This window comes from Thermosynechococcus sp. B3 (assembly GCF_030323045.1).
In the GTDB taxonomy this organism is placed as follows: Bacteria; Cyanobacteriota; Cyanobacteriia; order Thermosynechococcales; family Thermosynechococcaceae; genus Thermosynechococcus.
On sequence record NZ_CP097584.1, the window covers coordinates 487,809 to 511,071 of the forward strand.

General features: G+C 52.3%; 21 protein-coding genes, 1 tRNA gene and 2 CRISPR repeat arrays (1 of these 24 running past the window's edge). Of the genes, 10 read left to right on the plus strand and 12 right to left on the minus strand.

Going from position 1 to position 23,263, the window contains the following annotated elements; genetic code table 11:
- Positions 1–46: a CRISPR direct-repeat array (repeat unit 36 nt; unit sequence GTGCTCAACGCCTTACGGCATCAAAGGTAGAGGCAC) (it extends 417 nt beyond the left edge of the window).
- A 692-nt stretch (positions 47–738) separates the two neighbouring features.
- A CRISPR array of direct repeats spans positions 739–3,845; the repeat unit is 36 nt; unit sequence GTGCTCAACGCCTTACGGCATCAAAGGTAGAGGCAC.
- Between the two features lie 252 nt (positions 3,846–4,097).
- Genes cas2 through M0646_RS02425 form a run of 5 tightly spaced genes read right to left on the minus strand, consistent with a single transcriptional unit; the run spans position 4,098 to position 9,071 of the window.
- Positions 4,098–4,391 (minus strand): CRISPR-associated endonuclease Cas2, encoded by a 294-nt coding sequence (cas2, locus tag M0646_RS02405; RefSeq protein ID WP_149817829.1) that lies wholly within the window; start codon positions 4,389–4,391, stop codon positions 4,098–4,100.
- Positions 4,392–4,394: 3 nt separating this feature from the next.
- Positions 4,395–6,053 (minus strand): type I-MYXAN CRISPR-associated endonuclease Cas4/Cas1, encoded by a 1,659-nt coding sequence (locus M0646_RS02410; protein ID WP_286649835.1) that lies wholly within the window; start codon positions 6,051–6,053, stop codon positions 4,395–4,397.
- A gap of 46 nt (positions 6,054–6,099) precedes the next feature.
- Positions 6,100–6,672 carry a Uma2 family endonuclease gene (locus M0646_RS02415; RefSeq protein WP_149817833.1) on the minus strand — a complete coding sequence of 191 codons (573 nt, stop codon included), beginning with the start codon at positions 6,670–6,672 and terminating at the stop codon, positions 6,100–6,102.
- Between the two features lie 20 nt (positions 6,673–6,692).
- Positions 6,693–7,304, minus strand: coding sequence for a hypothetical protein (locus tag M0646_RS02420; protein ID WP_149817835.1), 612 nt, complete (start codon positions 7,302–7,304; stop codon positions 6,693–6,695).
- A 12-nt stretch (positions 7,305–7,316) separates the two neighbouring features.
- Positions 7,317–9,071 (minus strand): RDD family protein, encoded by a 1,755-nt coding sequence (locus M0646_RS02425; protein WP_226971990.1) that lies wholly within the window; start codon positions 9,069–9,071, stop codon positions 7,317–7,319.
- A gap of 211 nt (positions 9,072–9,282) precedes the next feature.
- Here M0646_RS02425 and M0646_RS02430 point away from each other — a divergent pair, with 211 nt between their 5' ends.
- Positions 9,283–10,335, plus strand: a complete 1,053-nt coding sequence (locus M0646_RS02430; protein WP_149817839.1) for an adenosine deaminase — start codon at positions 9,283–9,285, stop codon at positions 10,333–10,335.
- Between the two features lie 9 nt (positions 10,336–10,344).
- Complete coding sequence (leuD, locus tag M0646_RS02435) at positions 10,345–10,935, plus strand: 3-isopropylmalate dehydratase small subunit (protein ID WP_286626447.1); 591 nt, start codon at positions 10,345–10,347, stop codon at positions 10,933–10,935.
- On the opposite strand, the gene M0646_RS02440 is transcribed toward leuD, so the two are convergent.
- Complete coding sequence (locus M0646_RS02440) at positions 10,928–11,884, minus strand: glycosyltransferase family 2 protein (RefSeq protein ID WP_286626448.1); 957 nt, start codon at positions 11,882–11,884, stop codon at positions 10,928–10,930. The genes leuD and M0646_RS02440 overlap by 8 nt on opposite strands.
- Before the next feature lie 90 nt (positions 11,885–11,974).
- Between M0646_RS02440 and M0646_RS02445 the strand changes: the two genes are divergently transcribed.
- Positions 11,975–12,940: a hypothetical protein gene (locus M0646_RS02445; protein WP_286626449.1), complete on the plus strand. Its 966-nt coding sequence runs from the start codon at positions 11,975–11,977 to the stop codon at positions 12,938–12,940.
- Here M0646_RS02445 and M0646_RS02450 read toward each other — a convergent pair.
- Genes M0646_RS02450 through M0646_RS02460 form a run of 3 tightly spaced genes read right to left on the minus strand, consistent with a single transcriptional unit; the run spans position 12,937 to position 14,870 of the window.
- Entirely contained in the window at positions 12,937–14,412 is a 1,476-nt protein-coding gene (locus tag M0646_RS02450) for a right-handed parallel beta-helix repeat-containing protein (protein WP_286626450.1), read from the minus strand. The genes M0646_RS02445 and M0646_RS02450 overlap by 4 nt on opposite strands.
- Before the next feature lie 47 nt (positions 14,413–14,459).
- On the minus strand, positions 14,460–14,657 hold the full coding sequence (locus tag M0646_RS02455) for a lipopolysaccharide assembly protein LapA domain-containing protein (protein WP_024125597.1): 198 nt from the start codon (positions 14,655–14,657) through the stop codon (positions 14,460–14,462).
- The gene (locus M0646_RS02460; protein ID WP_286626452.1) at positions 14,658–14,870 is read right to left on the minus strand and encodes a hypothetical protein; all 213 of its coding nucleotides are present in this window, start codon (positions 14,868–14,870) and stop codon (positions 14,658–14,660) included.
- Positions 14,871–15,131: 261 nt separating this feature from the next.
- Between M0646_RS02460 and M0646_RS02465 the strand changes: the two genes are divergently transcribed.
- From M0646_RS02465 to M0646_RS02485, 5 genes are all read left to right on the plus strand, one after another.
- On the plus strand, positions 15,132–17,156 hold the full coding sequence (locus M0646_RS02465; RefSeq protein WP_149817849.1) for a GspE/PulE family protein: 2,025 nt from the start codon (positions 15,132–15,134) through the stop codon (positions 17,154–17,156).
- Between the two features lie 67 nt (positions 17,157–17,223).
- Complete coding sequence (locus M0646_RS02470) at positions 17,224–18,321, plus strand: type IV pilus twitching motility protein PilT (RefSeq protein ID WP_149817851.1); 1,098 nt, start codon at positions 17,224–17,226, stop codon at positions 18,319–18,321.
- 36 nt (positions 18,322–18,357) lie between these two features.
- Positions 18,358–19,578, plus strand: a complete 1,221-nt coding sequence (locus M0646_RS02475) for a type II secretion system F family protein (protein ID WP_286626454.1) — start codon at positions 18,358–18,360, stop codon at positions 19,576–19,578.
- Between the two features lie 8 nt (positions 19,579–19,586).
- Positions 19,587–20,060, plus strand: coding sequence for a J domain-containing protein (locus tag M0646_RS02480; RefSeq protein WP_206201315.1), 474 nt, complete (start codon positions 19,587–19,589; stop codon positions 20,058–20,060).
- Positions 20,057–20,329, plus strand: coding sequence for a DUF3143 domain-containing protein (locus tag M0646_RS02485; protein ID WP_149817855.1), 273 nt, complete (start codon positions 20,057–20,059; stop codon positions 20,327–20,329). Before M0646_RS02480 ends, M0646_RS02485 begins: the two co-directional genes overlap by 4 nt.
- On the opposite strand, the gene M0646_RS02490 is transcribed toward M0646_RS02485, so the two are convergent.
- Both M0646_RS02490 and M0646_RS02495 read right to left on the minus strand, forming a co-directional pair.
- Complete coding sequence (locus M0646_RS02490; protein ID WP_149817857.1) at positions 20,326–20,679, minus strand: hypothetical protein; 354 nt, start codon at positions 20,677–20,679, stop codon at positions 20,326–20,328. The two genes, M0646_RS02485 and M0646_RS02490, sit on opposite strands and share 4 nt — an antisense overlap.
- Positions 20,680–20,973: 294 nt before the next feature.
- Entirely contained in the window at positions 20,974–22,119 is a 1,146-nt protein-coding gene (locus M0646_RS02495; RefSeq protein WP_286626455.1) for a cysteine desulfurase family protein, read from the minus strand.
- A 125-nt stretch (positions 22,120–22,244) separates the two neighbouring features.
- Here M0646_RS02495 and M0646_RS02500 point away from each other — a divergent pair.
- Positions 22,245–22,317 (plus strand) — tRNA-Ile (locus M0646_RS02500).
- Positions 22,318–22,394: 77 nt separating this feature from the next.
- Positions 22,395–22,766, plus strand: a complete 372-nt coding sequence (locus M0646_RS02505) for a ferredoxin-thioredoxin reductase catalytic domain-containing protein (RefSeq protein ID WP_286626456.1) — start codon at positions 22,395–22,397, stop codon at positions 22,764–22,766.
- Here the strand turns inward: M0646_RS02505 and M0646_RS02510 are convergent.
- Positions 22,763–23,218 (minus strand): spore coat U domain-containing protein, encoded by a 456-nt coding sequence (locus tag M0646_RS02510; RefSeq protein ID WP_286626457.1) that lies wholly within the window; start codon positions 23,216–23,218, stop codon positions 22,763–22,765. The genes M0646_RS02505 and M0646_RS02510 overlap by 4 nt on opposite strands.
- Between the last annotated feature and the right edge of the window lie 45 nt (positions 23,219–23,263).

The window sequence follows — 23,263 nt, forward strand, 5'->3', positions numbered from 1 at the left end:
ATTGAGAAGCGTGCTCAACGCCTTACGGCATCAAAGGTAGAGGCACAAGTTCCTACTTCTGAAGTTCCTACTTCTGAAGTTCCTACTTCTGAAGTTCCTACTTCAGAAGTCACCACTTCAATCGCCCTAAAATTATCATTAAGATACGTCAAAGAAGCCCAAGCTTCGCAGTATTCTAATTGGGCTTCTGGCAAGTTTAAAATCCAAGCGATTGCCCCCCTTAGGGATTCGGGTAATTTTAGGTACTCTCCAACAATCACTTGTTGGAGTAAGGTTAGGTCGGATTCTTGACAAAGAACCCCTTTATAGAAAAAGTGTAGTTTTAGCGATTGGATAAAACAACCCCGTTCAAGTAGGTTGTAAATATCGGTGGCGGTGCAACCGCCAAGGACCAGAAACCCAATGGGAACGAAAACCCTTTTGACCAGTAAACGGTCCACTAGCTTTTTGGCCCGCATTAGGCGTAGTTTGTCGCTTGAAATAAGCGTCAACGCTAGTGGTGTAATACTAATTGCTAAGTTGCGACCGCTAACAGTAGCGGCGACTTTAGCAGTATTGGGCTTGGGGGTAAACCCGAACCCAAAATCGCGGGCAAAGATGCTAATTTCGCTCATAGTGACGATTTTCTCTCCTAACTAGAAAACAAAACCTACCCCTAATCGATAGGGGTAGGTGATAGGTGAAAGGTTACAGAACAGACTCAATTGGGACAAAATTGCGATCCTTCAAAACCCAAGCGTGCTCAACGCCTTACGGCATCAAAGGTAGAGGCACGCGTGGGGAGGAATTGTTAAAGGCTGTTGAAGGTGCTCAACGCCTTACGGCATCAAAGGTAGAGGCACTCGTTAAGGTTGTCGTTTTGGTACAAGGGGGTTCTCGTGCTCAACGCCTTACGGCATCAAAGGTAGAGGCACCTTTTGTTCGGTTTTTGACGGGGGAAGAAGTCCGTGCTCAACGCCTTACGGCATCAAAGGTAGAGGCACTCGTTAAGGTTGTCGTTTTGGTACAAGGGGGTTCTCGTGCTCAACGCCTTACGGCATCAAAGGTAGAGGCACCTTTTGTTCGGTTTTTGACGGGGGAAGAAGTCCGTGCTCAACGCCTTACGGCATCAAAGGTAGAGGCACGTCGAGAGGCGCTATATCTAAAATCGATTCCTCGCTGTGCTCAACGCCTTACGGCATCAAAGGTAGAGGCACGAACTTCTACCGCTAAAGTTTTGTCTCGCTTGGCCGTGTGCTCAACGCCTTACGGCATCAAAGGTAGAGGCACGGTCAAGATTTTCTTGGCTAAGTTGATTTGGAGATGTGCTCAACGCCTTACGGCATCAAAGGTAGAGGCACGTATCTGCTGCAGCTAGTTCTGGATTAGGAAGTGCTCAACGCCTTACGGCATCAAAGGTAGAGGCACCTCACTTCACTGGCGAGACAGCTCCAATCGGCGAGATGTGCTCAACGCCTTACGGCATCAAAGGTAGAGGCACTCCAAGTCTACTGACAGACTGATTAGCTGGTTCGAAAAGTGCTCAACGCCTTACGGCATCAAAGGTAGAGGCACAACTAGGGGCGGATACAGGGCGTTTTACCTCTGCTGTGCTCAACGCCTTACGGCATCAAAGGTAGAGGCACGCCACGCACGCTGCAAGAGCAAACACTGCTCTTGTTCTGTGCTCAACGCCTTACGGCATCAAAGGTAGAGGCACGTAATATACAAATTTACTAGGACGTTTAAGACTAAGTGCTCAACGCCTTACGGCATCAAAGGTAGAGGCACAATATCATATTCAGATTGCTCAAAAGCCTGAAAGTGTGCTCAACGCCTTACGGCATCAAAGGTAGAGGCACGGGCGAGAAGTAGGTGTAGCTACTCTAGTGACGAGTGCTCAACGCCTTACGGCATCAAAGGTAGAGGCACTTAAGCAACCAAACTTACCTAGATCCGCAAACACTAGTGCTCAACGCCTTACGGCATCAAAGGTAGAGGCACCACAATCCCTGCAGAATTCTATCATCTCCCAGAGAGTGCTCAACGCCTTACGGCATCAAAGGTAGAGGCACCCCTCAGGACCCGCGGGGCAGACATCCACCGACAGTGCTCAACGCCTTACGGCATCAAAGGTAGAGGCACATGACCAATAGAGAATCTCCTAAATAGAAAGGTTTCCGTGCTCAACGCCTTACGGCATCAAAGGTAGAGGCACTCTGGTTTATCAAAAAAGTAAACCCAGCTCAAACGTGCTCAACGCCTTACGGCATCAAAGGTAGAGGCACGAGAGTAGTCAGCGATAATAAGGCGCTTACCCTCTTGTGCTCAACGCCTTACGGCATCAAAGGTAGAGGCACGGGCGAAGGAAGACTTCAAGCTCCTTGGCAAAATAGTGCTCAACGCCTTACGGCATCAAAGGTAGAGGCACCTTAGCTTTCTTCTGCACTTTTGGCGGTACAAAAGTGCTCAACGCCTTACGGCATCAAAGGTAGAGGCACCGGCTTCGTAATGTAGCTATTGAAGTAACCAACCCAGTGCTCAACGCCTTACGGCATCAAAGGTAGAGGCACCTTCGCAGGAATAGCAATTGTGCCTGCAGTTTGTAGTGCTCAACGCCTTACGGCATCAAAGGTAGAGGCACTTACAAATGGATGAGAAATTTAGGATTTCCGACTGTAGTGCTCAACGCCTTACGGCATCAAAGGTAGAGGCACCTGTCCCTTCTGGGCGAAGTTGACTTAGATCAAAGATGTGCTCAACGCCTTACGGCATCAAAGGTAGAGGCACTGACGTTAAACTGCTCTTTTTTTGTGCCCTAAGGTGCTCAACGCCTTACGGCATCAAAGGTAGAGGCACGTTTAGTAGAGTAGAACGACCTGAAGATTATTGGAGTGCTCAACGCCTTACGGCATCAAAGGTAGAGGCACAGCCACTAGGTTGACCTGAGGATTAAAAGGTGAGGCTTTAGGGTGCTCAACGCCTTACGGCATCAAAGGTAGAGGCACCTAGCAAGCTAAGCAAGCATAAAAGAGTAAATTTGTGTGCTCAACGCCTTACGGCATCAAAGGTAGAGGCACGAGGAGGAAAAACCGCGAAATTATCTTACAAAAAGTGCTCAACGCCTTACGGCATCAAAGGTAGAGGCACACCTATCATCATCCCCGTGGTGGAAAAGGCAATCAAGTGCTCAACGCCTTACGGCATCAAAGGTAGAGGCACCTCGTCTAAGAATTTCATTCAGTTTAGAGTATACCGAGTGCTCAACGCCTTACGGCATCAAAGGTAGAGGCACAATTTTTAAGTTCTAACCTTTACTCTAACCTAGGCCGTGCTCAACGCCTTACGGCATCAAAGGTAGAGGCACTTGCACAAGCTTTGAAGGCGATACAAATAGCGAGGTGCTCAACGCCTTACGGCATCAAAGGTAGAGGCACATTGCGCCGTTTATTAATAACTACCCCTCTGAACACGTGCTCAACGCCTTACGGCATCAAAGGTAGAGGCACGTTTTAAAACTGCCTCTGCTAAATTACTAGCACTTCGTGCTCAACGCCTTACGGCATCAAAGGTAGAGGCACAAGATCTTTTTTGATGTAAATATAATACTCGTGGTTGTGCTCAACGCCTTACGGCATCAAAGGTAGAGGCACAAATATAGAGGAAATTAGCGTTGCATTGAGTGAGCGTGCTCAACGCCTTACGGCATCAAAGGTAGAGGCACCCCAAGAATCAGTGTTGTGAAAATAGTGCTTGTTAGTGCTCAACGCCTTACGGCATCAAAGGTAGAGGCACTCGCCACAACCAGATAGAAAAGTACGCTAGGGAACGTGCTCAACGCCTTACGGCATCAAAGGTAGAGGCACAGCGGCGCCCTAGAAATGCCTCTAGGACTAGCTTAGCACAGTCACTTTTCAAGCACCTCAGGCACTTTGTTTTTTTGTGACTGTAAAATTTTTAGCCTCGGACAGTATTCAGTTGTCAATCCCGCTCTGGGGAATAGGTTCAGAGATTTTCAAGCACCTCTAAATCTAACAAAAACTCCCAAACCTAGTCAAGGGGCTGTATTTGAATATCGGCGCGTTCGGAGAATATTTGAGTCCAGAGGTGCTTGCATGCTAAAAGATTTTGAAGTTCTGCTCCGACATTGGCCATGTCCCCGCTCGGTTGCAAGCGCATACCCGCTCAACGCATTGGCTGCACAATCCTACGATTAGGAGACTGTCTTCCTTTGTGAGGATTTTTTCTAGTTGCCACCGCAGCTTTTCCCGCTCCCGTGGCGTGAGACGACAGCGAAAAATCGAGAACTGTAATCGTTCACCATAGCCCTCTAACTGCTTATAAGCCTGTCGCCATCGCTTGGGGTCGCGGATGTCGTAGCAGATGAGGTACCAATTTTTGGATTCACCCATGGGTCAACGCAAAATGAGTTTGCCAAATAGACCTGCTTCACCACACCATTCCTTTTCGAGCAAACGTACTTCCAGCTCCAAGATTCGCCGATAAGTGAGCGAGTAGTTGGTCACTGGATGTTTCCATGTTTCACCTTTGCGGGCTTCATAGAGTTCAATGAACTTACGCCGACCATAGTCACTTAGCCATACGTGATCTCGGTGTACCTCAAAGCACTCGTCAAAGTTCCACTGCATACGGTTAATCGAACCAATAACGACCATATCCACAAGGGGGACGCGGAAAATTTCCATCAAGTCCAACGCAAGGGGTGGTGCTTGGGTACGCGGCTGATGATAGAAGCCAAAGGCGGGTTCAAGACCAACAGTGAGAATGGCATTCATCACGTCCTTGAGGAGCATGCCATAGCCAAAACTGAGCAGCGCATTAAAACGATCTTTCGGGGGGCGGCGATTGCGACCGTTGAAGTGCAACTCCTTCGGAACGTGATCCCCCAGTAAATAGGGCAACGCTGAAAAATACAGGGCGCCAAGATTGCCTTCAATGCCGCGTAGAGCCTCTAGGGAATTGGCGTGGGAGATGCTGCTAATGAGCCGATCCATTTGCGTAGTGGTCTCTTGCAATGCAGGCAGAGCATCTTGGCGATTCCGCTGTCCTCGGAGTAACAGGCGACGCTGACTCTGTCCCCGGCAGTTCACCAGTAACTGGGCAAGACGTAAACATTGGTCTGGGTTCGTCAGGGCTTGATATTGACGAATACGCCGTTGAATACTGCCCTTGCGGTTGTCAATGCTGCCGATATAACGCCCACCACTGCTGATGAAGTGAACACCGACATCCTCATAGGCACAGAGATGAATGGCTGGGGTGGTAATTTGGGCAAATTTGTGGATAACAACTTGACCCACCTGCTGAATGGGCAGCTTTTGCTCAGGTTCATCGTCAATGGCAATCCGTAGCTGCTCGCCAGCTCGCCTGATTACCGCTTTGCCAGCCGTGACATGGATAATCTCACGCTCGTCATCTCGCGGAAATAACCGCAGGGGTAAATGCTCAGGATCTCGGGCGAGGCGGGCTTCTTCAGGCAGGCAAACAGGCGCCAAGGAGCAGTTGAGACAAAGTCTTTCGTTGCTACAGACAGGGGGACGTTCTAGGGAAGCACGCAGTTGACGCGCTTGCTCGATTGTGTCCCGCACCAGTTGGCGGCCTGCCTCATCCACAGGAACCCGTACAGTGACGTTATCGCGGTGATAGTGAATGCGGCCTTCGGGGACAGTGACGCCGAGAACGGTTTCTAGTAAACAGGCATAGGCCAGAATTTGTACCCTGTCGCTGTGCCAAGCTTGGGGCTGCTGCTGGCGATCGCGATAACAGCGACCGATTTTGTGCTCGTAGGGAATCAAATGCCCCTCTAGGGTACGCAGTGCATCAACCCGCCCCCGGAGGCCAAGGGCTACACTTTCCAGATTGAATTCTTGCCAATCTTCCCGTTCTAATTTTTGTAGCTCAGCGTGGAGCCGTCGCCCGGCAAAGACGGATTCATTTTGGGTGTAAAGTTCCTCAACTTCTTCGAGATAAAATAACCGCTGACAGTAGGCAAAAGCATGGAGAGAATTAACGCGCAGTGTCTCCGTTTCAGCGCGGGCAACGGTCTGTTCCATGATTGATATCTCCAGTGAGAAGATTCCACTGGTTTATCCATTGGCCTTAGGGAGAAAATGCAAGGCAAAAGTCAGGAAGAATTTCCTCTCCTGAAAGCGTTGTTGGCAGAGACACGCTCTCTGGTGTTTGCTGGGGGCGATAAATTTCTGCCATTTGTTGCTGGGGGACAATCAACCAGCCAAGGCGGCAACCATTGTCCATGTATTCCTGCATTTTTGCCCTTAAATGGGACAAGTCATCACTAGCAGACGCGAGTTCAATCACAAAATCAGGGCAAAGAGGCACAAAGCCTTGGCGTTCCTCTGGGGTTAGGCGCTGCCAATGTTCCTTGGTAATCCATGCAACATCGGGTGAGCGAATGGCGCCATTGGGCAGGCGAAATCCCGTTGAGGAGTCAAAGACCTCCCCTAGTTGAGTTTGGCGATTCCAAAGACTAATGTCAGCCGTGAGGGCGGCATTGTAGCGACCCGTTTCGCCGCCTGTAGGGGGCATAACAACCAATTCTCCCGCAGCAGTTAATTCAAACCGTAGATTAGGATTGGCTTTGATAATCTCTGCGAATTGCTCTTCAGTGAACTGAAGGGTTTTGGGTAGATACACGGGGGGAGCATGGTGCATAGCTATTGCCCCTCAAAGATCTAACGGTTTTTCCACCATTCAAAACTACGTTTCCATTCTCGCGATCGCGGGGGTAATTCCTGCAATGATGCTGCCACATGGTTAAAAACCTGCTCCATCACGGGTAAGGGCACTTGGTCTTCCGCTTCAAAGAGAATAGCTAGCCGCTGCCCCCCTTGGAGATGCATCAAATATAACTCTTGGTGAATCGGTCGGGGGGTTGGATAATAAAACATTTCACCACGGACTCGCCGTCCCAAAATTCGCCGCTCAATGCGTGCGGGGGCTGCTGAGAGAGGACCCCCCACTTGGGTAAACCGTAGCCAACTGCGCAACTCTTGATCCGAAAGTCCCCCCAGTACCTCGCTTGTTTTGGGTAGGCTAATCAGGCTCACCATTAACTCGTGCTCCCCCGGTACGGCATTGGCGGGATAGACCACAGCAACGCCATTTTCACCAAAAGAAGTGGGTGGCGAAAATTGTAGGGGTGTTTCAAAGGATAACCCCAGTAGTTGATAGCGTTGGGGGACAGGGGCAGCAGCCTGAATTGTCGGTTCACTCGCCCGACCCATGAGCAGGGGAAAGGCGCCCAAAAGGGTCAGACTACAACCAAGGGTCAGCAGCAAGCGCATAACGGCCTCACACTAGGGGGATGACTGGTATTGTTGACGATAGGCAGTGTATAGACCTTCTAGGAAGTCCTCAGCACTGAGGGTAGGCCAGTGGGCGGGATAGGTGGGCAGCAACAGGGGTTCTAATTGCTGACGCAGCTCTTGAGCCGCTTGATAGCGACCGACAGGACTCAGGCGATCGCGATTGTTGAGGTAATTGCGTACTAGGAGATACTGTTCGGGAGTCATCCGTTCCCAATGGGCGAGCGATCGCAACTCCTGCACCCAAGCCCCCTGTGGTTGCTGAAGGGTTGTAGCTTTAGGAGCCAACCGTGTCGCTTGTTCATCTTGAATCACAAGGGTACCCGCCACCATATCTCCCAAACGTTTTTCTGATCGAGATAACGCCACTAGGAGTGCCCCTATACCGAAAAAAGCAAAATCAATGGGTTGCAGCAGACTGCGCAGGGTTGCTTCCTTCAGACCAATGGGAAGGCCATTGTCTTGGACGACGCGAATTTCCGCAAAGCACTTGCCGGGGGTTTGCCCCTGCCAGTAGGTTTCAAAGAAAATGTAATAGCCGTTGTAGAGGGCAAACATTACCAACAGGTAAATGCCCAAACTCCAAGCTTCAATACTCTGGCCACTAGCGGGCAGCACCTCAATCAGCCACGGGTAAAGGGCATAGAAGTAGATGTACCCTGCCGCCAGCGAAAAAAGCACAAGTGCCGTGTAGAGAATCACCTGATCAATCAGCCAAGCCAAAACGCGGCTGCCAATTCCCCCAAGGGCAAAGTCCAACTCGATGCTTTCCGGTGTGCGTAGTGTGACCCGCCGCAACCAGCGCAGGGGATTCACTGCTTCAGGGCGGACTTGAAACGCTGCTCCTTCATTGCGGACTCGCAGATCCCAGTACAGAACTGCCTTGATCCCTTGCCAGAGGGGCAGGAGTAAAACCCCTACAAAGAGGCCAGCAACGGGAATAATCACCACGCTGTTGATAATACTGCCAAGGAGATTGGCGGGAATCGTTGCAAGGGAAGCAACAAAAAATACCGTTAGGGTATGCCATGCCTGTCCCTGCGTCAGTTGCCAACTGCGCCGAACGGATTTGAGGGGCGTACAGTCCGGTTCAAGGGCTAAGACCACATCAACAAGGGAGAGCCGCGCCATAAAGTAGCTAATCACCAACAGCGCAAGGAGCACTAGCAACAGGATACTGAGCAGAAAAGTTAAAAAGAAGAGACTTCTTGCGGGTTCCGTTTGGATATTCTGCTCGAGGAATTGCACTAAGGGGGATGCCACCAAATAAATTAAGTAGCCGATCGCCCCCAAGACCCCATACACCAAGAGCAAAATGACACCGACCATCAGAGTGGCCAGCAAATAATTCAGCATCTTGGGAAAAATGAAGCTGCGGGCTGCCGATTCTGATTCCTCAAGAGCCGTCAGGACAGCGTAAATACGACGAGAAAGCAGCGCACCACTGGCCATTAGCCGTGTCCAACCAAAGAGATACAAGGGCAAAGCCACGAGGATACTAATGCCTGTGAGCCAGAGAAAGGGGGCAACATTATCCATCGCCCCAGCAAGAATCCCCCCAACAATCAGTGCTACGGCCACGATCAGCACGGCGGCAATGGTGAGCAGAAAAAACCACGCATGGGCAAAAAGGCTCAAAAGAAAGTAGCGATTGCCCTGATGACGGTACAGTTCCAAAGCAATCGTGACGACATTGCCACTAGAGAGCGCAGAGGGGAGTCGTCCTCGCCGCCGAAAAGGCCACATTCGCGATACCCAACCAATTGGAGATCGAAATGATCCTAGCGTTTGCGCCCATTGGTTCCTGCGCCACCTTTGTAAAATTTGTTAACATTAGAACAATTTAATCCTTCGTTCATCACTGTTTTCGTTCTGTTTTCGATGGCTGAGGTGCGGGCATTGACCCCTCTGGCCAGCTTAGGTATTGATTGCGTTTTGGCCAGTTTAAGGAGCAGGTATGGCACTGTACGCAGAATTACATCGGCATTTGGGTGGCTCAGTGGTACCGCGGATTCTTTGGCGGTATTTTCAGCGGAACGATCGCGCCCTTGCAGATCGCTTTCCTGACTATGAGGAATTTGAAACCTTTTATACTCGCCCCCGCCAATCCCTTGAAGAATACCTCGAACTCCACACCCTAGTGGAGAGTGTGCAAACGCCGCAAACTTTGCCCTATTTCATCTTTCGCTTGATTCGCGGCGCCTATATTTTTGAAAACTTGGCGTATCTAGAGCTGCGCTATACCCCCTATCTGCGCACGGATCCGCAGCGATCCCAGAGCGATCGCATTGAGCAGATGGCCGACATTGTTAAAACGGTGGGTCTGGCTTGCCAAGTACCAGAATACCCGATTGTCACGAGCCAAATTCTCTGTATGCACACGCGGCTACCCTATGCGGTGAACCGTGCCATTGTTGATCTGGCGGCGAGTTTTCCGCAGTTTGTCTGTGGCATTGACTTGGCCGGGGGCGATAGCGTCTATGGCGATCGCATGGCGGAATTTATTGAACTCTATGCCTATGCCCGCGATCGCGGTCTCAAAACCACCGGCCACCTCTACGAAACGGTGAATGGCTGCTATCCCGAATTGCTACCCTACCTGCAACGCATTGGTCATGGCATTCAAATTCCCCTGCGCTATCCAGAGCTGCTCAAGGAAGTGGCGGCAGCCGGTCAATGCCTCGAAGTGTGCCCCACCACCTATTTTCAAACGGGTACCCTTGAGAGCTACGCGCAATTACGCCTCGTCTTTGAACGCTGTTTTGAAGCAGGGGTGGACGTGGCCATCTGTACCGACAACGCGGGTCTGCACAACGTGCGGCTGCCCTTTGAGTACGAAAACTTGCTCACCCACGACATCCTCAACTTCAAGGAGTTACAAGCCTGTCAGGAAGCCGCCTTTCGCCATGCCTTTGCTTGGCCCCATGCGCAACCGCCGACCCTACTGTTGAGTAACCTGCTTCAGGGCAATTCCCCCCAAAATGCACTTGCAGGCTGCGCAATCCAGTAAGATAGGCCTATGAGCAAGATTGAACGCATTACGGGTCGTGGCCTTCCTCTGCGGGGCAACGATATCGATACGGATCGCATTATTCCCGCACGGTTTCTCCGCTGTGTCACTTTTGATGGCCTTGGGGAACACGTTTTTGCTGACGATCGCCAGTCGGGGCAACACCCTTTTGACCTGCCTCAGTACCAAGGGGCACGGATTCTGGTGGTGAATGCCAATTTTGGCTGTGGCTCTAGTCGCGAACACGCCCCCCAAGCGATCGCCCGTTGGGGAATTCAAGCAATTGTCAGCGAAAGCTTTGCCGAGATCTTTGCCGGAAACTGCTTGGCAATGGGGGTTCCCTGTCTGACGGCAGCTCCAGAACAGGTACAAGCACTGCAAACCCTCTTAGAAGATCAGCCCACTACGGAACTGACCCTAGACTTACAGGCGCTGACCTTGACAGCAGGCGATCAAGTGATTCCCTTAACCATGGCGGAAAGTACGCGGCAAATGCTTCTTTCTGGTCAATGGGATGCCTGTGGTCAACTGTTGGCCAATCAGGACAAAATTCACGACGTTGCAGCGCGGCTGCCCTATGTGCGGTGGGCAGTTAGTTAACCCGTCGCAGTAGCCAAAGCCAAGCCCCAAAGAGCCAACGCCAGCCTTGCCAGCGGCGCGATCGCCCCAATGCAATCACCTCTGGTAGATCAAACAGCTGGTACACTGCCTGTGCCCGTTGCCATTGCCGTCGCCGCAAAAATCGCCATGTTCCCGCCAAGATAAACTGGTGAAAAAAGTCACATTGGCACTGCCGTAGTTCCGCTGGTGAGAGAATCGATAAATTCGCAGCGGCGGCAAAAATATTCCCTAGGGTAGCCAAGGTCTGAGCTTGAAACATCCCCATTGTCAGTGCCTGATCGTGGATTGTGTAAGCTGCCGTTGCGTGGGGAACCGTGTAAACGCCCTTCTGGGCAAGGAATCGCAGCCATTGATAGAGGTCTGTGGCTTCGCCGTAGGCGGGATCAAAATAGCCGACCTCCTCGAGGAGCGATCGCCGCCAGATCAAGGCGGGAAACCGTACAAACGAGGAATGACGTAGCAATTGCCTAAGGGCTTGAGCTGGGGAGAGCCATGTTTGCTGCCGGGGTATCTGCCGTCGCAAACAGCGTTGATGCGAATCCACCAAATGCACGCCAAAGAGAAAGACATCAAAGGCAGTGCCCTCCTTGGTGAGGATGTCGAGAATTGTTGGTATTCCTTGGGGCAGGAGGTAATCATCGTCGTGCAACAGCAGGATAAAGTCCCCTGAAGCCTTCGCCAAGCTGGCGTTCCAATTGGCCACCATCCCTAAGCGCTGGGCATTGTGTTGGTAGTGCCAGCGGCCTGACCATCCAGCTAGTAAATCCTCTACTGCTGTGGGGGTGGCAGAATCATCGGTAATAATGACTTCCACCGGATCGTGGCTCTCAGGGGGCAAGGCTGCGACAACTGAGCGAACCGCTTGTGCCAATCCTTGGGGACGGTTATAGGCCGGAATGCAAATGCTCAATAGGGGTGCTTGTGCCATTGTTGGGAACCTGCACAGTTTGCTGCATAATCCATTGGGGTGGTGCGTTCATCCAAGAGACTTTAGGGCACTGTTTTCGGAGCGATTGCTATGACCTCTGCCACCGTCGATCGCCAACGTTTGCAAGCGGCTTTGGCTTCCCTCAACCTTAGTTTAGAGGCAGAACTCACTCAATATCGCTGCCATCGCATGGTACAAGCCCATTCCCCCTTTGAAGCGCCGCCGGTTCCCGAGTCTGCAACTTCCCCAGAACCGAGTGTCACCCCTGCTGCTGCCGCAGAGCCGATTTCACAAACTGTTCCTCCCGTTGCCAGTTCTTTAGCCCTCACCCCTGAGACAGCACCAGCCACCGATGAACGCGCCAACGGGGGACTCGCCGATCCATTTTTCGAGTTTGATCCCACAGATTTAGCAGAACTCTTGCCCCCCTCCTATCCCAGTGATCCCCCTGCTCCCCAAACACCAAACCCAACAAAGCGTCCCTTTGCCTCTACCCGTGAACTACTCAAGCAGGCCCGAAAAAACCAACAGCGTCCTTGGTTCCAGCGGCGGGAGAGCAATAGTCACCACCTAGTGCAACGCTGGTTAATTGTGGTTGGCATTCTTGCCGGCTTTAGTGGTGCAGCCCTGTGGTGGTTCAACCGCCGACCTGCCCCCGTTGCCACTGAATCACCTGCAACGCCAACAGCAGCATCACCCACGCCCCCCGTCGGCCCTGATATGACTGCGCGGGAATTTCCCGATGTCAATCGCAGCACCCTTGCCCAATTAGAACCTGCGGCGAGTCCATCAACCAGTGCATCACCCACCCCTACGGCCAGCCCAACCCCGGCTGAACCTGAACATACGACGCAGCTTTTTGTGGAAAAAATGCCCAATGGTCGCTACTATGTGCTGGCTCCCTACAAGGAACCTGCGGACTTAGAAAAAGTCCAAGCTGTGGTGCCGGATGCCTTTTTGGTGGGCAATGGCGACCAAACCAAGATTCAACTGGGGATGTTTGTCGATGAGGCCTCGGCTCAAGCGATGGTCAATCAGTTACGCGATCGCCTCTAGGGGCTGATCCAGCGATCGCTGGCATTGCCATAGCGTTCCTGCCACTGCCACCAAGTGAGGTCTTCCCCCTCTAGGCGAAAGGGGTAGGGAGCTTCGCTCCACCAGTGGTTCTCCGCCAATCTCAGTGTCTGCAAGAAAATTTCCCCCTTGAGGGTAGTCAGGAGTCGCTCTTGGCGGCTACCAATCCAATTCCCCTCTAGGTACCAATCTTGAGAAGTCATCGTGACTTCCTCACCCGTTTCGGGTAGGGTGACGGTTCGAGGCGAAGGATCGCGAACGCCAATTTGTGCCCCTTGGTTTTCCCAAATCCAGTTGTGGCGCAGGGTAACATGGGCAGTCGCCCAGCCAAAAATGCCGGGGGTTTGTAGATAGTTCGGGGCAATGCTGTAGTTATAGGCAATTAAGGAATCTTCAATGGTCACTGGACCTGTGCCCGCCTCGAGGAAAAGACCGACAACGGCATTGCCGACAAATTGCGATCGCCGAATCTCAACGTTTTGATTATCAGTATCAAGCCACAGACCGGCCGCTTGGTTCTCAATAGCGCGGTAGCGATCGAAGACAGCACGGCGCAGATGAAAGTACTTATCCCCCGCATCCCAATCGTAAAAGCCTGCCCATGCCCCCCGCCAATTATTCCCTTGAACCAGCACCTGCTGCACTGTGAAGTCCCGCAAATGAACCCCCGCCATGCCCCGCCAGCCATTTTGCAGAAACTGTGTTCGTTCCACCCGCAGGCGATCGCTCTGATGACTTTCGAGGCCGCCCCAATTATTGCCCCAAAAAGTACAGTCTTTAACCTCAATGTCATGGCTGCGTTCAATGCGCACCGCTTGGGTAAATGTGCCACCATAGTGCTCAAAGCGTAGCCCCACCAAACTGATAAAACCACTGTCTAAAATGCGCAGAGCCTCACGGTGAACAGCCACTTCTAATTCACTGGGTGAGATACCCGCAGGCAATGCCACATATAGTTGCTGCTCTGCATCATTCACGTAGAAATCATCCCCCTGCAATTCCCTAAATGAGAGTCGCTGCCGCAGGGGAGTATCCCGCCACCACACCAGTTCGCCCCGCTGTGCCACGAGGGGTAACTCAATACCATAGTCTGTCCACGGATTACCCGAAAAGCCCCAAGCCAATGTCCAAGGGTGACGGTAAATGGTGAACCTAGGCGTGCTGGAGACTTCTTGCCAATCTGACCATTGTTGACTGCCCCGCAAAATCACGCGTTCGCCCGCCTGAGCCACCAGTCGCAGGGGCGTCTGCCGCTGATGAATCGTTCCCAATGCCTCCCGATAAATGCCGCCATGAATGTAAATGTCGCTGGGGCGATCGTGCGCCTGTGCCCAAGCCAAAGCAGCAGCAATCGTACGGAAAGGGGTTACGGCATCGCTGGCTTGTGGATTGGCTGGATTGACTTCTAGGGTGAGGGGTGAGGCTGGAATGGCCGCAATTCTTGGTTGCCTCATCAAGCACAAAACAATCACAAGTACAATGAGCAGCGCGTGTGGCCCCTTCATCGCCGCAGTGGACGAGCTAGATAGGGCACCCACAGAGCGATCGCAGCCACAAAGATCAAGAGCAAGCCAAGGGGCATCTCAATGGATTGCCAAAATAAAAATTTTAGGGACACCGCTTTCGCATTCTGTACCGAAAAGAGGGCGATCGCCCCGCTGCTGATCATCCAGAGTAAAAAGAGCAAAAAGCGGCGCATTTACTTCCCTTCCGCTTGGCGAATCATCTCCTCCGTCTTATGGTAGCGGTTATAGACAGAAAACCCCGTAAACATACCCTTAAGAAAGCCATTCAGTTGCTCGCGGGTACTGGCACTGGCCGTACTCAGAGGTGCCGGCAAAAAGCGATCGCCAAAACCAACAAAGACCAAACCAACCACCAGCACAGGCAAAATCAAGTCTTTGACACGCATAGAGCAAACCTCCACAGGATGATGGCGGAATCGAGAGGACGCGCTAACAGGGAGAACAGATAACTAATAGTTTCTAATGTGCCGCAGGATTGTAAATAATTTTCAGCCTATGCAAAAGAGGGCGATCGCGGTTACAAAGCGTCTATAACAAGAATTGTCAACAAAAATGTCAATAAACATAAACCGTGAAAATACCCATGAAATCTCTGGGAAGGTTGTTGCTACTATAGTAGGCAAGCCATCCAGACCCGAACGCGCCCTATGGTCAACACATCGTCATCTTCTTCTCGGAAAGCACTTACCGTGCGCGGCAGAGCCGCTAGCCCCACAGAACGAGCCATTGTTGCCTCCGGTTACGCCAGTATCGATCAGGTGCGAGAAGCCATGAACACCGCCCGCAAAACGGGCAAGTCCCTCGTAACCGTGTTACAGGAGATTACCGGCAGCACCATGCCCCCCGATGTGTTACGCCAGTACCACAAGCAACAGCTTTTTGAACTCAAAGTGATCTACGGCGTTGATTGCCTCGATCCCGAACTCAATCGTTTCCCCACCGAGCAAATCGAGGAACTGATCAACACGATTGTACCGATTGACACCTGCCGCACCTACCAAGTCATCCCCATTGCCAAGCACCTCGACGCTGATCCCCCCTATCTGCTCGTGGCGATGGTGGATCCAGATAACCTCCAAGCCATTGACAACCTCACCCGCTTACTCCGCGCCCACAACCTCACCCTCAAGCGAATGGTGATCACCCTAGAGGATTACCAACGCCTCATTGACCCGATTCTCAATAAACAGGTAGCTGAAACCACTGCTGGCAAAAACGCCCCGGCTGCGATCGGTGACATCAACATCGAAGAAGACATCGAAGCCATGGGCGGCCTCGAAGAGCTGGAAGGGGAGCAGGAGGTTGACCTTGCCGAGGCGCTGAAAGGCGCAGAAGATGCTCCGATTATTGCCCTTGTCAACAAAATTTTGGCTAAAGCCCTCACCGAAGGCGTTTCCGACATTCACATCGAACCTCAAGAGGAATACCTGCGGATTCGTTTCCGCAAAGATGGGGTGCTCCACCAAGCCTTTGATCCACTGCCGAAGAAAATCGTGCCAGCCGTCGTTTCCCGCTTCAAAATCTTGGCTGACCTTGATATTGCCGAGCGGCGTGCCCCCCAAGATGGTCGTATCCGCAAAATGTTCCAAGGGCGACGGGTGGACTTCCGAGTGAATACCCTCCCCAGCCGCTGGGGCGAAAAAGTCGTACTGCGGATTCTCGATAACTCCGCCACCCAACTCGGTCTCGACAAGCTGATTACTGACCCTGAGAGCCTTGCTATTGTGCGGGAGATGACCAAGCGCCCCTTTGGCCTCATCCTCGTTACAGGTCCCACTGGTTCAGGGAAAACCACCACGCTTTACTCAGCGCTGGCTGAATGTAATAGTCCCGGTGTCAACATCAGTACAGCGGAAGACCCGATTGAATACACGCTCCCCGGCCTAACGCAGGTACAGGTTATTCGCGAAAAAGGCATGGACTTTGCCTCCATTCTGCGTGCCTTTCTCCGCCAAGACCCCGATGTGATTCTGGTGGGGGAAACCCGCGACAAGGAAACAGCAAAAACCGCTATTGAAGCTGCCTTGACAGGTCACTTGGTGTTAACCACCCTGCACACCAACGATGCCGCCAGTGCCGTTGCCCGTCTCTCGGAAATGGGGGTGGAACCCTTCATGGTCTCCGCTTCCTTAATTGGGGTCGTTGCCCAGCGACTGATGCGGCGGGTATGCAGTGAGTGTCGCATTCCCTATACGCCCACCCGTGAGGAACTGGCACGCTTTGGCTTGTCTGCCTCGAAGGATGTGAACCTCACCCTCTACAAAGCCAATAAACTCACACCCGAGCAGATTCAAGCAGCCAAAGCCAGTGGCCAGCCGATTTGTAGCAAGTGTGGCGGTGTTGGCTACAAAGGGCGGGTCGGGGTCTACGAAATTATGCGGGTGACGGAGCGCCTGCAAAGCCTGATTACTGAGGGTGCCCCCACGGAGCGGATCAAGGAAGCGGCGGTTGAAGAGGGCATGAAAACCCTGTTGGCCTATAGCCTGAACCTTGTCAAAGAAGGGGTCACCACCCTCGAGGAAGTCGAGCGCGTCACCTTTACAGACACGGGTCTCGAATCAGAACTCAAGGCCAAACGTAAGAGTTCTTTAACCTGCCGTACCTGCGGTGCCGAGGCGCAGCCCGAATGGTTAGAATGCCCCTATTGCATGACACCCCGCTTTGTGGATTAACAAGATTATTAATGTCAGTGATGAACTTTCGTGTTGTTGACCAAACTGCTTAGACGAGGAACACCCTATGGAGCTAATGATTGAAGACCTAATGGAGCAAGTGGTGGCCAATGGTGGCTCCGATTTGCATATCTCCGCTGGCTTACCCCCCTACATTCGCATTAGCGGCAAATTAACCCCGACGGACTACGAACCACTCACCCCAGAGCAATGCCAGCGCCTGATCTTCAGCATGCTCAACAATACCCAACGCAAGCACCTAGAGCAAAACTGGGAGTTGGACTGCTCCTATGGTGTACGTGGCCTCGCCCGGTTCCGCGTCAATGTGTATAAAGACCGGGGAACCTATGCTGCTTGCTTGCGAGCACTCAGTTCCAAAATTCCCACGTTTGAGCAGTTGGGATTGCCCAACATTGTCCGCGAAATGAGTGAGCGGCCACGGGGCTTGATTCTGGTGACTGGGCCGACAGGATCAGGGAAAACCACAACCTTGGCGGCGATGATTGACTTGATCAACAAAACCCGCGCTGAACATATCCTGACGATTGAAGACCCCATTGAGTTTGTCTATGAACCCATCAAGAGCCTGATCCACCAACGGCAGGTGGGGGAAGATACCAAGAGCTTTGCCAATGCTCTGCGGGCAGCGCTGCGGGAAGACCCCGATATTATCCTTGTGGGTGAGATGCGTGACTTGGAAACAATTCAGCTTGCCATCTCAGCAGCGGAAACAGGGCACTTGGTCTTTGGTACCTTGCACACCAGTTCAGCTGCCCAAACCGTTGACCGTATGGTGGATGTGTTCCCGCCAGAGCAGCAGCAGCAAATTCGCGTCCAGTTGTCCAACTCGTTAGTGGCGGTCTTTAGCCAAACGCTGGTTCCTAAGAAAAATCCCAAGCCCGGTGAATTTGGGCGGATTATGGCACAAGAGATTATGGTAGTGACCCCTGCTATCTCCAACCTGATTCGCGAAGGCAAGACCTCGCAGATTTATTCGGCAATTCAAACGGGCGGCAAGCTGGGGATGCAGACCCTCGAAAAAGTCTTGGCCGATTATTATCGTGCGGGCATCATCACCTATGAAGCAGCAATGGCCAAGTCCTCGCGTCAGGACGAGCTGCAACGTCTGATTGGTACGGGTACACCTGCGGCAGCAGCACGCTAGTTAGCAATTATTGATCAAGAGAAGGGGTATTGAGTCATGGCAACCTATGAAGTGCGGATCCGGGATGCCCAAGGCAAATACAGGACCGTTCGCGAGGAAGCTTCGACACCACGGGAAGCACGCATGGCCTTGCAATTGGAAGGGGTACAGGTTCTAGAGGTCAAGGAGGCCAAAAAACTCACCCTCAAGTCCGACCTCGACCTCAGCTTCCTCTCCAAAATTACGGTGAAGGATCGGGCGATCTTTGCGCGGCAGTTTGCGGCACTGGTGAACGCCGGTGTGGCCTTGGTGCGTGGGATCGGTGTTTTGGCAGATCAATGCACCAATCCCAAACTGAAAAAGATCCTCATGGCCGTCAACAATGATATTCAGCAGGGAAGTACCCTAGCTGATGCCATGCGACCCCATCCAGAGGCCTTTGATAATCTGTTTGTAGCCATGATCCAAGCAGGGGAAACGGGGGGGGTGCTCGATGAGGTGCTCAACCGTCTCTCGAAGTTGCTGGAGGATCAAGCCCGCCTCAATAACCAAATCAAGTCCGCTCTGACCTATCCCGTGGTGGTAGGCCTGCTGGCGGTGGGCATCTTCTTGGGGATGGTGATTTTCCTGATCCCTGTGTTTGAGGGTATTTTCAAACAGTTGGGGGGGGAATTGCCCCCCTTTACCGCCATGATGGTGGCGCTTAGTGAATTCCTGCGCACGCCGCAGTATATGGCATTGTTGATTATCTGTGTGGTGGGCTTGGTATTGGGGATTCGCTTTTATTACAAGACCCCGGCTGGCCGGCTGATGATTGATGGCTTGCTGTTGAAGCTACCCCTCTTTGGTGATTTGGTGGAAAAAACAGCGGTGGCACGGTTCTGCCGCACGTTTGGTTCGCTGTCCCGTTCAGGGGTACCGATTTTGCGCTCCCTTGAAATTGTCAGTGCCACAGCGGGTAACCAAGTGATTTCCAATGCCATTGATCGTGCCGCGAAGGAAGTCCAGACAGGGGGGATGCTCAGTCTTGCCCTACAACAGGAACGGGTCTTTCCAGTGCTAGCGACCCAGATGATTAACGTGGGCGAAGAGACAGGGGAACTGGATAAGATGCTGATGAAGGTGGCCGACTTCTATGAAGATGAAGTGGAACAGGCGGTGAAGTCCCTGACCAGTGTGATGGAACCCTTGATGATTGCGGTGCTAGGGGGTATGGTAGGGTCAATTCTGGTGGCGATGTACCTGCCCATGTTCAAGATCTTCGATCTGGTCAAGTAAGCCTTGCCATGGCACATCTGTCCCCGTCGCGAACCCACTACGACATTCTCGAGGTGGCACCCACGGCCTCGTTGGCGGAGATTCGCCGTGCCTATCGAGAGAAGAGTAAGCTTTACCATCCGGATACGACGACATTGCCGGTGGCGATCGCTCGCGAGGAGTTTCATCGCCTCAATGAGGCCTATGCAGTGCTGACCAATCCAGAGCAGCGGCAGTGGTATGACTTGCAATTACGCCTGCGGGCACAGTCAAAACAGTCAGGCACGATGGGGATAGGTGCCTCTTCTCGCTCTCAGGGGTCTGTTCGCTCTACTGCTGTGCCCCCCGACGATCGCCCCCTCTCGCCGGGGGAACTATTTGCTCTGTTCATCTTGGGGGTCACCTTTGTCGGCTGTCTGGTTCTGGCGGTAATTGTCGGTTTGTCCCAACAGGGGCAAGAATGGATCTTGCAAATTGTCAGTCGCATCTCAGAACTTGGATGAACACTCTGCCTAATCCCCAAACCCCCCTCTACAACCATGCCCTGCCGCAAATTGAAGCGTGGCTACAGCAAAAGGGCTGTGTGCGGGACGAAACGGATATCCACTGTTGGGAGTTAGAGTATCCCCAGTGGTCAGCCCGAATCTGCTTGGACATTGAGGAACTCCAAGTGGTTTATCACGATCGCCTTGAGGGCAGTGTGATTCAGCGCTCTTTTAAGTACTCCTGCCCCCGTGCCGAGGTGGAGGAAGCCATTTTTGCGGGGCCTTAAATGCCCACGGCCATCATAATCGGCATTGCAGGGGCTGCTTCTTGGGTGGCTTGATTCTTGATCCGCTTCAGGCCAAAAATCCAGAGGATTTGATCTTCGATGGCTGCTGCTTGCTCTTTTGCCCCTGCTTTCAACAGCAGTTGATGGGTCATCATCAGCTTCTCAATTTCAGCCACTTGGGTGCGGACTTCTTCCTCATCTAAATAAAGGCTCTCGAGCACCGCATTCAAGTCTGCTTCGGGATCAGCCACTAAGCAAGCCCCTTCCACCACGACGGATTTGAGCTGTCCTTGGTATTGCCGCAATAGACGGCGAATTGTGTAGGCAGTAACGGGCAATAATTTTGTCATGTTGTGTTCCCCCAACTACTTATGTCGGCATCTTGTGAATTGATTTCCCGCTGTCCACTTCCACCCATGGGCAAATTTTGTGGGGGATCAACAGGGGATATAACTGCTCGTTAAGGATTGATTTACTGTACGTTATTATTCTATGAACTTCGCAACTTGGGGATCATGCGTAATTCCACGTAAAAGCGCTTTTAGATGTGATTTAGATCACGGAAACCATGACATTATCGGCATTTGGGAATATTGTAAATTTATGTCAAGAAATCATAAATATTAAGAAATATAAATCTATCTCTAGTGGCGTAGTTGTTGAATGCTGTGGTGAATCTGCTGAAGCGCTAAATCAATCTCGGTCTCTGTGGTGGTACGTAATAAACCAAATCGCAGCGAAGCACGAGCAAGGGTGGGCGATCGCCCCAAGGCAAGAAGAACGTGAGACGGTGTTGGTTTGTCGCTACTACAGGCTGCCCCCGTTGAGAGGGCGACATGGGGATAGATGGCGCGCAGCAGAGCATTGCCCTCAACCCCACCAATACTGACATTGAGACAGTTGGGTAAACTCTGTTGCCAATCACCATTGAGATAAATGTCTCCAAGGGAGGCTAAGCCCTGCCACAGCCGTTCTTTCAGGTGCCGCAGATGGGGAATATCCGTGGCTTGACGTTCCTGAGCGAGTCGTATTGCTGCCCCAAAGCCAACAATGAGGGGAGTGGCCAAGGTTCCGGATCGCCAGCCCTGTTCTTGATGACCGCCGTGGAGTTGAGGTGCCAGTTGGACGCGGGGGCGATCGCGCCGCACATAGAGGGCACCAATGCCCTTTGGTCCGTAGAGTTTATGGGCAGTCAGGGACATGAGATCCACCTGAAGCGCCTGAACATCCAAGGGAATTTTGCCCAAGGCTTGAGCGGCATCGGTGTGGAAGAGTACCCCGCGATCGCGACAGCGGCGACCAATCTCGGCCAAGGGTTGGAGCACCCCAATTTCATTATTGGCAGCCATCACGGATACCAAGATGGTCTCATGGGTAAAGGCTTGCTCTAACTCCGCCAGATCAATGAACCCTTTCTCATTCACCCCTAGATAGGTCACCCGAAAGCCAAGGGACTCCAAATAGCGACAGGGAGCAAGCACCGCATTGTGCTCCGTCTGCACGGTAATGATATGGCGACCGCGACTGTAGTAGGCTTCAGCCACCCCCTTGATTGCCAAGTTGTCTGCTTCAGTGGCACCACTGGTGAAAATGATTTCTTCGGGATGGGCATGGATGGCTGCGGCAATCGTTTCACGGGCAAGATCAATGGCGGCGGCGGCCTCCCAACCGTAGGCATGGGCACGATTACTGGCATTGCCAGGGCGATCGCTAAAATAGGGCAACATGGCTGCCAGTACTTGGGGATCCACCGGTGTGGTTGCCAGTCCATCTAAGTAAATTGGCTTCATCCCCAGTCTTCTTGAAACCCCTTCTCCTTTAGCCTAGCAAGGAACCCCGCACTCAATGGCCATTCAGACCATCTGGCGGTAGAAAGCGCCAAGTGGGACTATATTGAAAAGTGATAGGCATTTTCCCAGGGTTGGCCGAGCGGATGAGGCAGCGAACTCATAATTCGCCATAGGCTGGTTCAACTCCAGCACCCTGGATATTTCAATCCGCTTAACCCTGACGGGGGGATCGCCTTCCGTTACACTGAAAGAAGTTTCGTGTCGCAAATTTTGCCATGAGTAACACCTATAAACCGCAACAGGCCTCCGACAAAAATCTTGAAGCCATGCGCAAGTTTGCGGAAACCTATGCCAAGCGCACAGGAACCTACTTTTGCTCAGATTTAGGGACAACGGCGGTTGTTCTGGAAGGATTGGCCAAGCATAAGGACGACTATGGCTCTCCCCTGTGTCCCTGCCGCCACTATGAAGACAAAGAAGCAGAGGTAGAAGCGGCCTACTGGAATTGCCCCTGTGTGCCCATGCGCGAACGGCGGGAGTGTCACTGCCTTCTCTTTTTAACTCCGGATCATCCCTTTGCGGGTACAGCCCAGGAGATTTCCTTTGAACAAATTCGCGAGGAAACCAATCGCTTTACGGTTTCTTAGTATTCCAGTGTCACTACAATCGTATCGCTGTAGATGCCCGCAGGCACAAACTGCCGGGTGGGGATGCAACCAAAAATTTCAAGGGTTGTAGGGGCATTATTCACAGGCACTAAGGTACGCAAACTGCTCCCACCGGTACCATCCCCCCAGATTTGGGTGCGAGCGGCATCAATGTAAAGGTTGTAGTCAAGGCGCCCCCTGCCAGAGGTCATTTGTCGAGGGGTAAAACGACCGGCATTGCCAGTGCTAAGGCGAATCGTAATTGCCCCTTGGACATTCGTACAGACGAAGATAATTTGACTAGTGGCATCGTTAGCAGAGGCACTAGAAGTACTGTAGGCGCCAAATTTGCCAAATTTTAGGCCAGTCACGCTGTTAATGGTGCAGTTTGCAAAAGCAACTGTCGGTAGAGCTAGGCCGCTGGCGATCGCGAGCAGGATACTGATTGGCAAACATCCCCCTAGGGGGGATATAGTAAACGTGTGGGTTCTGAGATG

Excerpts from the sequence above, each read along its gene's own strand:
- cas2 (WP_149817829.1), bottom strand. The coding sequence starts at position 4,391 with ATGGGTGAATCCAAAAATTGGTACCTCATCTGCTACGACATCCGCGAC.
- M0646_RS02410 (WP_286649835.1), bottom strand. The coding sequence starts at position 6,053 with ATGGAACAGACCGTTGCCCGCGCTGAAACGGAGACACTGCGCGTTAAT.
- M0646_RS02415 (WP_149817833.1), bottom strand. The coding sequence starts at position 6,672 with ATGCACCATGCTCCCCCCGTGTATCTACCCAAAACCCTTCAGTTCACT.
- M0646_RS02420 (WP_149817835.1), bottom strand. The coding sequence starts at position 7,304 with ATGCGCTTGCTGCTGACCCTTGGTTGTAGTCTGACCCTTTTGGGCGCC.
- M0646_RS02425 (WP_226971990.1), bottom strand. The coding sequence starts at position 9,071 with ATGTGGCCTTTTCGGCGGCGAGGACGACTCCCCTCTGCGCTCTCTAGT.
- M0646_RS02430 (WP_149817839.1), top strand. The coding sequence starts at position 9,283 with ATGGCACTGTACGCAGAATTACATCGGCATTTGGGTGGCTCAGTGGTA.
- leuD (WP_286626447.1), top strand. The coding sequence starts at position 10,345 with ATGAGCAAGATTGAACGCATTACGGGTCGTGGCCTTCCTCTGCGGGGC.
- M0646_RS02440 (WP_286626448.1), bottom strand. The coding sequence starts at position 11,884 with ATGGCACAAGCACCCCTATTGAGCATTTGCATTCCGGCCTATAACCGT.
- M0646_RS02445 (WP_286626449.1), top strand. The coding sequence starts at position 11,975 with ATGACCTCTGCCACCGTCGATCGCCAACGTTTGCAAGCGGCTTTGGCT.
- M0646_RS02450 (WP_286626450.1), bottom strand. The coding sequence starts at position 14,412 with ATGAGGCAACCAAGAATTGCGGCCATTCCAGCCTCACCCCTCACCCTA.
- M0646_RS02455 (WP_024125597.1), bottom strand. The coding sequence starts at position 14,657 with ATGCGCCGCTTTTTGCTCTTTTTACTCTGGATGATCAGCAGCGGGGCG.
- M0646_RS02460 (WP_286626452.1), bottom strand. The coding sequence starts at position 14,870 with ATGCGTGTCAAAGACTTGATTTTGCCTGTGCTGGTGGTTGGTTTGGTC.
- M0646_RS02465 (WP_149817849.1), top strand. The coding sequence starts at position 15,132 with ATGGTCAACACATCGTCATCTTCTTCTCGGAAAGCACTTACCGTGCGC.
- M0646_RS02470 (WP_149817851.1), top strand. The coding sequence starts at position 17,224 with ATGGAGCTAATGATTGAAGACCTAATGGAGCAAGTGGTGGCCAATGGT.
- M0646_RS02475 (WP_286626454.1), top strand. The coding sequence starts at position 18,358 with ATGGCAACCTATGAAGTGCGGATCCGGGATGCCCAAGGCAAATACAGG.
- M0646_RS02480 (WP_206201315.1), top strand. The coding sequence starts at position 19,587 with ATGGCACATCTGTCCCCGTCGCGAACCCACTACGACATTCTCGAGGTG.
- M0646_RS02485 (WP_149817855.1), top strand. The coding sequence starts at position 20,057 with ATGAACACTCTGCCTAATCCCCAAACCCCCCTCTACAACCATGCCCTG.
- M0646_RS02490 (WP_149817857.1), bottom strand. The coding sequence starts at position 20,679 with ATGACAAAATTATTGCCCGTTACTGCCTACACAATTCGCCGTCTATTG.
- M0646_RS02495 (WP_286626455.1), bottom strand. The coding sequence starts at position 22,119 with ATGAAGCCAATTTACTTAGATGGACTGGCAACCACACCGGTGGATCCC.
- M0646_RS02505 (WP_286626456.1), top strand. The coding sequence starts at position 22,395 with ATGAGTAACACCTATAAACCGCAACAGGCCTCCGACAAAAATCTTGAA.